The 8,971-nt window shown below is 72.5% G+C and carries 7 protein-coding genes; 6 read left to right on the forward strand and 1 reads right to left on the reverse strand.

Annotated elements, in window-relative coordinates; genetic code table 11:
* The first annotated feature begins 206 nt into the window (after window positions 1–206).
* From rnc to ACFFRH_RS31500, 4 genes are all read left to right on the forward strand, one after another.
* On the forward strand, window positions 207–890 hold the full coding sequence (rnc, locus tag ACFFRH_RS31485; protein ID WP_329094214.1) for a ribonuclease III: 684 nt from the start codon (window positions 207–209) through the stop codon (window positions 888–890).
* A 48-nt stretch (window positions 891–938) separates the two neighbouring features.
* Window positions 939–1,805: a bifunctional DNA-formamidopyrimidine glycosylase/DNA-(apurinic or apyrimidinic site) lyase gene (gene mutM / locus ACFFRH_RS31490; protein WP_344748161.1), complete on the forward strand. Its 867-nt coding sequence runs from the start codon at window positions 939–941 to the stop codon at window positions 1,803–1,805.
* Complete coding sequence (locus ACFFRH_RS31495) at window positions 1,802–2,077, forward strand: acylphosphatase (protein ID WP_344748162.1); 276 nt, start codon at window positions 1,802–1,804, stop codon at window positions 2,075–2,077. The genes mutM and ACFFRH_RS31495 overlap by 4 nt, the downstream gene beginning before the upstream one ends.
* 191 nt (window positions 2,078–2,268) lie before the next feature.
* A complete protein-coding gene (locus ACFFRH_RS31500) occupies window positions 2,269–2,463 on the forward strand; it encodes a hypothetical protein (RefSeq protein WP_344748163.1) in 195 nt (64 codons plus the stop codon).
* A 79-nt stretch (window positions 2,464–2,542) separates the two neighbouring features.
* On the opposite strand, the gene ACFFRH_RS31505 is transcribed toward ACFFRH_RS31500, so the two are convergent.
* Window positions 2,543–3,346: an alpha/beta hydrolase-fold protein gene (locus ACFFRH_RS31505; protein WP_344748164.1), complete on the reverse strand. Its 804-nt coding sequence runs from the start codon at window positions 3,344–3,346 to the stop codon at window positions 2,543–2,545.
* A gap of 174 nt (window positions 3,347–3,520) precedes the next feature.
* On the opposite strand from ACFFRH_RS31505, the gene smc reads away from it, so the two are divergent.
* Together smc and ftsY are read left to right on the forward strand one after the other, a co-directional pair.
* Window positions 3,521–7,234: a chromosome segregation protein SMC gene (gene smc / locus ACFFRH_RS31510; protein WP_344748165.1), complete on the forward strand. Its 3,714-nt coding sequence runs from the start codon at window positions 3,521–3,523 to the stop codon at window positions 7,232–7,234.
* Window positions 7,235–7,422: 188 nt separating this feature from the next.
* Window positions 7,423–8,613: a signal recognition particle-docking protein FtsY gene (ftsY, locus tag ACFFRH_RS31515; protein ID WP_344748166.1), complete on the forward strand. Its 1,191-nt coding sequence runs from the start codon at window positions 7,423–7,425 to the stop codon at window positions 8,611–8,613.
* The last annotated feature ends 358 nt before the right edge of the window (window positions 8,614–8,971 follow it).

Consider the following 8,971-nt stretch of genomic DNA (forward strand, 5'->3'; position numbering starts at 1 on the left):
GTCTGCACCCCCTGCGATGGCGGTCCGCCCGCGGCTGTGGTGGACGCCGGGGTTCGCGGTAGAACGCGTGCCCTCCCGGCGCCCACCACATCTTCGGGCATCTCTCGTTCCTTCCTTCGCCATCGCGCATTCGCTGAGAGAACGTGCGAGGAGAAGCCGTGGGTACGAGCGTCAAGCCGATCGCAGTCGAGTTCGTCAAGGAAGAGCTGGAGCGCCTCCTCCTGGTGCGCCTTGACGTCGCCATCCTGGAGCGGGCGCTGACGCACCGCTCCTACGCCTACGAGAACGGCGGCCTGCCGACCAACGAGCGCCTGGAGTTCCTCGGCGACTCGGTGCTGGGCCTGGTGGTCACCGACACCCTCTACCGCAACCACCCGGACCTGCCCGAGGGGCAGCTGGCCAAGCTCAGGGCCGCGGTGGTCAACATGCGCGCCCTCGCCGACGTGGCCCGCTCGCTGGGCCTGGGCCGCTTCCTGCGGCTCGGCCGGGGCGAGGAGGGCACGGGAGGCCGCGACAAGTCCTCGATCCTCGCCGACACCCTTGAGGCGCTCATCGGCGCGGTCTACGTGAACAGGGGCCTGGACGAGGCGTTCCGCGTCGTCCACCTGCTCTTCGACCCGCTCATCACCCGCTCCGCCTCGCTCGGTGCCGGGCTCGACTGGAAGACCTCCCTGCAGGAGCTCACCGCGTCCGAGTCGCTCGGCGTGCCCGAATACCATGTCGAGGAGAGCGGTCCCGACCACGCCAAGTCCTTCACCGCGGTCGTCCGCGTCGGCGGCGAGGCGTACGGTTCGGGGTCCGGGCGCTCGAAGAAGGAAGCCGAGCAGCAGGCCGCCGAGGCCGCCTGGAACCGTATCCGCGAGGACCGCGAGCGGCGCGAGGCCAGCTGACCGGCCGGCCGGTCGTTCGAGTCGCCCGATTCGTTCGAGGAGAGACGCATGCCCGAGCTGCCCGAGGTCGAGGTGGTACGCCGCGGCCTGGAGCGATGGGTCTCCGGCCGGGTCGTCGCCCGCGCCGAGGTGCTCCACCCGAGGGCGATCAGGCGGCACGCCCCCGGCGCCGTGGAGTTCTCCGCCCGCATGGAGGGCCGCACGGTCGGTCCCGCCGAGCGCAGGGGCAAATACCTCTGGTTGCCCCTGGGCGGCTCCGACGCGATCCTGGCGCACCTCGGGATGAGCGGCCAGCTGCTGGTCGTGGAGCCTGACTCGGCGCCGGAGAAACACCTTCGCGTCCGGATCGCCTTCACCGACGGCGGTCCCGAGCTGCGCTTCGTCGACCAGCGGACCTTCGGTCACGTGCTGGTGACCGGCATGACGCAGGCCGGCGGCCGGGCGGTGCCCGAGCCGATCGCGCACATCGCGGCCGACCCGTTCGAGAAACAGTTCGACGACGACGGCTTCGCCCACCGGCTGCGCGCCCGCCAGACCGAGGTCAAGCGGGCCCTCCTGGACCAGTCGCTGATCAGTGGCGTCGGCAACATCTACGCCGACGAGGCCCTCTGGCGGGCCAGGCTGCACGGCGCCCGTCCCACCGCGACGCTGACCCGGCCGAAGGTGGCCGAGCTGCTGGCCGCGGCCCGAGGGGTGATGTCCGCGGCCCTGTCCGAGGGCGGCACATCCTTCGACAGTCTTTACGTGAATGTCAATGGGGAAAGCGGTTACTTCGATCGTTCCCTCGCGGTTTACGGTCGGCGTGACGAACCCTGCTCCCGGTGCGGCTCCCCGATCGTCCGCGAGTCGTTCATGAACCGTTCCTCCTACAGTTGCCCCCGCTGCCAGCCCAGGCCGAGAGGGGCAGTGGCGTGACGGATGTACGGCTGACGGCCTGGGTCAGGGGACACGTGCAGGGCGTGGGTTTCCGCTGGTGGACGCGGGCCAGGGCGCTGGAGCTCGGCCTGGCCGGCTGGGCGCGCAACACGGACGACGGCCGGGTGGAGGTGGTCGCGCAGGGCCCCGAGAAGGCGTGCGCCACGCTGCTCGGTCTGCTCAGGGACGGGAACACCCCCGGCCGGGTCGACGGGGTCGTCGAGCGCTGGAGCGAGACCAAAGGTGGTCTCCAGGGTTTTGTCGAGCGCTGACCACTTCCCCAAACCGCCCAAAATAAGGTATAGTTGACCGTCGAGAGTGCCTACTGGTGCATCCATCCGGAGCGTTCAACTTGACCGTCTCCCTCACCGGTGCGACTCTTGATAAAGAACCACGCGCACCCCTCCCGCGGTAAAGAAGTGCGCGAACCAGTCTGGTCACTCAGCGTGGAGGACCCTTTACTATGGCGAAGGCTCTACTCGGCCACGTCGGCGGTCCCGACCCTCGTATGGTCTCGGAAATGCGTCGTCTCCAGCAGCGCATCCGTGATCTCGAGGGAGAGCTCACCCGGCTCCAGGCCCAGAACGACGAACTCGCGGCCGGCACCCGCGACGAGGAGTTCAACCGTCTGCAGGATCGCGAACCGGCCCTCACCTAACGGGGCCGGGGCGGAACACACTGTCCAGGGACGCCTCGTCGGGGCGTCCCTTGTCATATCGAAACGCACGTCACAGCCGTCACGTGTGTCCTATATGTCGTGCCAGGAAGGCCAGCTGCTCGGGTAAGACCCTGCGGCGGTAGGCCGTGTCCTGGCACCCTTCGGTAATCCCTCCCTCGGCTGTGGCACCCAGTGCCTTCAGGCCCTTCAGCATGGTCTGGGTCTGCCGGGCCCACGCGTCGCGCTCGCCGCATCCCAGCCAGACCGGGATGTCCACGAGTTCGCGCAGCGGCGCCTGGGCCGCGCTCACCGCGGGCGACGCCGCGACCACCGCCCCCACCTGTTCGGGGCCGAGCTCCGCGGCGAGCCTCAGCGCCCCGGCGCCTCCGGCGGACCAGCCCATCAGCCCGATCTTCGCGGTGTCCATCCCGTTCGTGGTCAGGTACGGCAGCAGCGTGCCCGGGATGTCGGCGGAGGGCCAGTCGTCGATGGAGGCCAGCGCGAAGCGTCCGCCGCCCGCGGCCAGATAGCGGTCGATCGCGTAGACGTCGAACGGCGTGCGCGCGTCACCCGCGGCGCCGTGCAGCAGGACCACCACGGGGAGCCCGTCCCCCGCCCCCGGCGGCAGCCCGACGATCACGCGCCGCCGGTCGACCCGGCTGCGCTGAAGCGTTCCGGGCGAGGTCACCGGAGGTTCGGGGACCGCGCCGCAGACGATCTGGGCGTACGCGTTCCTGAAGCCCTCCGGCCCGGCCGCCAGGGCGGCGCCGCCGAGGCCGAGCGCGGCCAGCCCGCCCCCCACGAGGAAGGCGCGCCGCCTGAGGAGACCCCCGCCGCCCGATGGGTGTGATGGAGCCTCGCCCCCACCGCGTTCCGAGTCCATGCAGGGCACCATAGGCGGTGCGCGGGCGGGCGCGGGTGAAGAACGGTAGTCTTCCCGCTTGACCGAAGCCGTGGGCTGACCGTGGGCTGACGAGGCAAGACACGTTCACCGGCGCCCGGGACACGGCGCGTGACACGCCGGCCGGCGCGGCCGCGCCGTGGATGGGGGGTTTCGTTGTATCTCAAGACCCTTACCCTGCGCGGGTTCAAGTCCTTCGCCTCCGCCACCACGCTCCGGTTCGAACCGGGCATCACCGCCGTCGTCGGCCCCAACGGCTCCGGCAAGTCCAACGTGGTCGACGCGCTGGCCTGGGTGATGGGCGAGCACAGCGCCAAGTCGCTGCGCGGCGGCAAGATGGAGGACGTCATCTTCGCCGGCACCTCCTCGCGGGCCCCGCTGGGACGCGCCGAGGTCACGCTGACCATCGACAACACCGACGGCATGCTCCCGATCGACTACACCGAGGTGACGATCAGCCGCCTGATGTTCCGGGCGGGCCAGAGCGAGTACGCCATCAACGGCGACACCTGCCGCCTGCTCGACATCCAGGAGCTGCTGTCCGACTCCGGCATCGGCCGTGAGATGCACGTCATCGTCGGGCAGGGCCAGCTCGACCAGGTGCTGCACGCGGGGCCCGAGGAGCGCAGGGCGTTCATCGAGGAGGCCGCGGGCGTCCTGAAGCACCGCAAGCGCAAGGAGAAGGCGCTACGGAAGCTCGACGCCATGCAGGCCAACATGACCCGGGTCCAGGACCTCACCACCGAGCTGCGCCGCCAGCTCAAGCCGCTGGGCCGCCAGGCCGAGATCGCCCGCAAGGCCGCCGTCATCCAGGCCGACCTGCGTGACGCCAGGCTCCGGCTGCTCGCCGACGACGTGCTCACCCTGCGGACCACCCTGGAACGGGAGATGGCCGACGAGGAGGCCGTGCTCACCCGCCGCGCCGCGGTGGAGGTCGAGCTGGAGCAGGGCCAGGTCGCCGAGTCCGAGCTGGAGGCCGCCGAGGCCGAGGCCCAGCCGCGCCTCGCCGCCGCCCAGGAGACGTTCTTCCGCCTCTCCTCCCTCCGCGAGCGCCTCAGGGGCCTGGCCGGGCTCGCCGCCGAGCGGCACCGGAACGCCACCGACACCGCCGTGGAGCGGCGCGGACGCGACCCCGAGGACTTCGAGCGCGAGGCCGAGGAGGTCCGCGAGCAGGAGCGGGTCCTGGCCGAGCTGCTCGAAGGGGAGCGGGAGTCGCTCGCCGGAGCGGTGGCCAGGCGGGCCGAGACCGAGGCCGCGCTCGCCGCCGAGGAGCGCAGGCTGGCCGCGGAGGCCAGGGCGGCCGCGGACCGCCGCGAGGGCCTGGCCAGGCTGAGGGGCCAGGTCGGGGCCGCGCGCAGCCGGGCGGGGGCCGCCGAGGAGGAGATCGGCAGGCTGCGGCGTTCGCTGGAGGAGGCCGAGCAGCGCGCCGAGGAGGCCCAGGCCACGCATGACGGCCAGGAGCGCGCCGAGCCGTCCGCCGACCCCGCCCTCGCCGAGGAGCTGGAGATCGCCCTGGAGACGGTCGAGCAGGCCAGGGAGTCCGTCGAGCTGGCCAGGGCAGGGGTCGAGGAGGCCAAGGCGGCCGTCGCGGGCCCCAGCTCCGCGCTCGGCGCCGCCAGGGCCGCCCTCACCGCCGCCCGCAAGACCGACCAGCAGGCGCAGCGCCAGGTGGCCGCCCTCGAGGCCAGGTTCGAGGCGCTGGAGATGGGCCTGGCCGGTGGCGCCGACGGCGCCGCCGCGCTGCTCGCCGCCGACCTGGCCGGGGTGCTCGGCCCGGTGGCGACCATGCTGTCCGTGCGGCCCGGCGCCGAGGTGGCCGTGGCGGCCGTGCTCGGGGCCGCCGCGGAGGCCGTCGCCGTGGAGTCGCTGCAGAGCGCCGCCGACGCGATCGAGTTCCTCAGGGGCCACGACGGCGGCCACGCCACCCTCGTCATCGCCTCGGGCGAGGCGGGGCCGGGCGAGGCTGGTTCGGCGGGCTCACCGGGCTCACCGGGCCGGGTGCCGCTCGCCGGAGCCGAGTGGGCGATCGACCTGGTCACGGTCTCCGCAGAGCTGCGGGCCGCCGCCACCCACCTGCTCGCGAACGTGCTGGTCGTGGACGATCTCGCGACCGCGAGGAAGGCGGTCGAGCAGAGTCCCGAGCTGCGGGCCGTCACCCGGTCCGGCGATCTTCTGGGCACCCACGCCGCCAAGGGGGGCTCGGCGGGCGGCACCTCCGCGCTCCAGATGCGGGCCGCCCTCGACGAGGCCGCCGCGGACCTGGCGGAGGCCAGGGTCGCCGCCGAGCGGGCGGGAGCGGAGCTGGAGGAGACCGCCGAGGCCGAGGCGGAGGCGCAGCTCGCGGTCGAGACCGCCCAGGCGCGGGTCGCCGAGGCGCAGACGGGCGTACAGAACGCGCAGGCCGGGGTGAACGCGGCACAGGCCGCCCTGGACCGGGTCAGGGCGAGGCAGCGTGACGCCGACCAGAAGGTCGCCGCGGTGGCCAGGCGGCTCGCCCAGCTGGGTGCCGCGGCCAAGGCGGCCCGTGACGAGTGCGAGCGCCTGGCCGGGGGCGTGCGGGCCGCCGAGGAGGCGCGCGACCGTGACGCGGCCGGTCTCGCCGAGCTGGAGGAGCGGCTCGCCGCCGCCGTCGGCGCCGAGGAGCTGGAGACCGAGCCCACCACCGAGCTCCGCGACGAGCTCGCCGAGATCTGCGCGACGGCCAGGCAGGACGAGATGGAGGTCCGCCTCGCCGTACGGACGGCGGAGGAGCGGGTCAGGGGCATCGAGGGCCGGGCCGACGAGCTGACGCGCGCCGCCGAGCGCGAGCGCGAGGAGCGTTCCAGGGCGGCCGAGCGCCGCGAGTGGCGGCGCAGGCAGGCCCGGACGGCCCAGGCGGTCGTCCGGGGCGCCGAGCTGGCGCTGCGCGCGCTGGAGACCTCCCTGGGGGCCGCCGCCGGCGAGCGCGACGAGGCCGACCGGGCGCGCGGGCAGATCGACGCCTCGCTCAAGGCCGTCAGGATCCGCGTCCGGGAGCTCTCCGGCGAGCTGGACAAGCTGGTCAACCGGGCGCACGGCAGCGAGGTGGCCCGCACCGAGCAGCGGCTCCGCCTGGAGCAGCTGGAGAGCCGGGCGGTGGAGGAGTACGGCGTCGAGGCCGACACCCTCATCGCCGAGTACGGCCCCGGCGAGCCGATCCCGACGGCCGACGGCGATCCCGTTCCCTACGACCGTGACGAGCAGCTCAAGCGGGCCAGGGCGGCCGACCGCCAGATGGCCCAGCTCGGCAAGGTCAACCCGCTCGCGCTGGAGGAGTTCGCGGCACTGGAGGAGCGGCACTCGTTCCTCACCTCGCAGCTGGAGGACCTCAAGAAGACCCGCCGCGACCTGCTGCTCGTGGTCAAGGAGGTCGACGACCGGGTCGAACAGGTCTTCGGCGCGGCCTTCGCGGACGTGGCCCGCGAGTTCGAGACGATCTTCACGCGGGTGTTCCCCGGCGGCGAGGGCAGGCTGCTGCTCACCGATCCCGAGAACATGCTGACCACAGGCGTCGAGGTCGAGGCCCGGCCGCCGGGCAAGAAGGTCAAGCGGCTCTCGCTGCTGTCGGGCGGCGAGCGGTCGCTGACCGCGGTGGCGTTCCTCGTGTCCATCTTCAAGGCGCGCCCCTCGCCGTTCTACGTGATGGACGAGGTCGAGGCCGCGCTGGACGACACCAACACCCAGCGCCTGCTCACCCTCTTCGAGGAGCTCCGGCAGACCTCGCAGATCATCATCATCACCCACCAGAAGCGCACCATGGAGATCGCCGACGCGCTGTACGGCGTGTCGATGCGCGGGGACGGCGTCACCCAGGTCATCAGCCAGCGCCTGAGGGAACACGAGCCCGTCTGAGCCGGGGAGACGGTTCTTCAGGGAGCTTCGGGGGTCTTCGAGGGGCTTCGGGGGCCTTCGGGGGAGTGGTTCTCCAGGGGAGGCGCGGATCCGCGGGGCCGCGTGGCGGCGGCCGGTGAGGGACCACGGGCCGAACCGGAGCACCGGGGTGTCGGAGCATCCCGGGGCGTCTGGAAAACTGTGCTCTTGTGGAAGCCTATCTCGGCATAATCGCGATCATCGTCGTCATCGCCCTGTTGGCGGGGGGCGGCATGCTCCTGCTGTTCAGGTCGGGGGGCAGGACCGCGCCGCCGCGGGTCGAACCGCCGCAGGCGCCGTCGATCCCCGAGGAGACGCGGGCCCCGGGCCGCGGCACGGTCGTGGACGACGACGCGTCGACGACCACCGTGCCGCCTCCGGCCAAGCCGGTGGAGCCCGCGGAGGTCACCGTCGTCGCGCCGGTGATCGAGGTTCCGCCGCCGTCCGCCGGGCGGATGGTCCGGCTTCGCGCCCGCCTGGCCCGGTCGCAGAGCACGCTGGGCAAGGGGCTCCTGGAGCTGCTCTCCCGCGACCGTCTGGACGACGACGCCTGGGACGAGATCGAGGAGACCCTGATCACCGCCGACGTCGGCGTGACGCCGACCCGCGCGATGGTCGAGGAGCTGCGCACCCGGGTGAAGGTGCTGGGCAGCCGGACGCCCGAGGAGGCGCGCGCCCTGCTCAGGGAGCAGCTGCTCGTCCAGATCGGCGTCGACCTGGACCGTACGCTGCACGTCACGCCGCACGGCGAGCGTCCCGCGGTGGTCCTCGTGGTCGGCGTCAACGGCACCGGCAAGACCACCACCACCGGCAAGCTGGCGCGCGTCCTCATCGGTGACGGCGGCAAGGTCGTGCTGGGCGCCGCCGACACCTTCCGCGCCGCCGCCGCCGACCAGCTGCAGACCTGGGGAGACCGGGTCGGCGCCGCGGTCGTACGCGGCCCCGAGGGCGGCGACCCCGCCTCGGTGGCCTTCGACGCCGTCGCCGAGGGCATCAGGGAGAAGGCCGACGTGGTGATCGTCGACACCGCGGGGCGGCTGCACACCAAGACCGGCCTGATGGACGAGCTCGGCAAGGTCAAGCGGGTCATCGAGAAGAAGGCCACGGTCGACGAGGTCCTGCTCGTCCTCGACGCCACCACGGGCCAGAACGGGATGCGCCAGGCCCAGGTGTTCGCCGAGGTCGTCAACATCACCGGTATCGCCCTGACCAAGCTCGACGGCACCGCCAAGGGCGGCATCATCATCTCCGTGCAGCGCGAGCTGGGCGTCCCGGTCAAGCTGGTGGGCCTCGGCGAGGGGCCCGACGACCTGGCGCCGTTCGACCCCGAGGTCTTCGTGGACGCGCTCCTCGGAGACTGAGTCCCGCTCCCGCCGAGGTCACCGTCCCGGCTGAGATCCCGGGATCCCGCGATCCCGAGGCCGGGACCGTCAACGATCACGCGTTCCCGTGTCCCGGAGCCGCGACAGGCGACGCCTGTCGCGGCTCCGGGCCGTCGGAACACTTCGCGACCGTGACCGGCGAGCCGTTCCGTACGTCCCTCAGGCCGTACGGGAAAGGGGACCGGGCACGGCGGCCGGGTGAACCGCGGGGGGCGCCGGCTCGTCTCTTGAGAAGGAGATTAAGAGCGTGACTCATTTGGCGATCGCTCGTTGGATATGGCGTGGATGCGTTCCTTCAGCGGCTGGTCCCTGATGAGTTGTGGGAGTTGTTCCAGCG

The sequence above is a fragment of the Streptosporangium vulgare genome, from assembly GCF_042428775.1.
Taxonomy (GTDB): domain Bacteria; phylum Actinomycetota; class Actinomycetes; order Streptosporangiales; family Streptosporangiaceae; genus Streptosporangium; species Streptosporangium vulgare.

Bases quoted from the DNA above. Each gene is read 5' to 3' on its own strand.
- mutM (WP_344748161.1), top strand. From the start codon at position 939: ATGCCCGAGCTGCCCGAGGTCGAGGTGGTACGCCGCGGCCTGGAGCGA.
- ACFFRH_RS31500 (WP_344748163.1), top strand. From the start codon at position 2,269: ATGGCGAAGGCTCTACTCGGCCACGTCGGCGGTCCCGACCCTCGTATG.
- ACFFRH_RS31505 (WP_344748164.1), bottom strand. From the start codon at position 3,346: ATGGACTCGGAACGCGGTGGGGGCGAGGCTCCATCACACCCATCGGGC.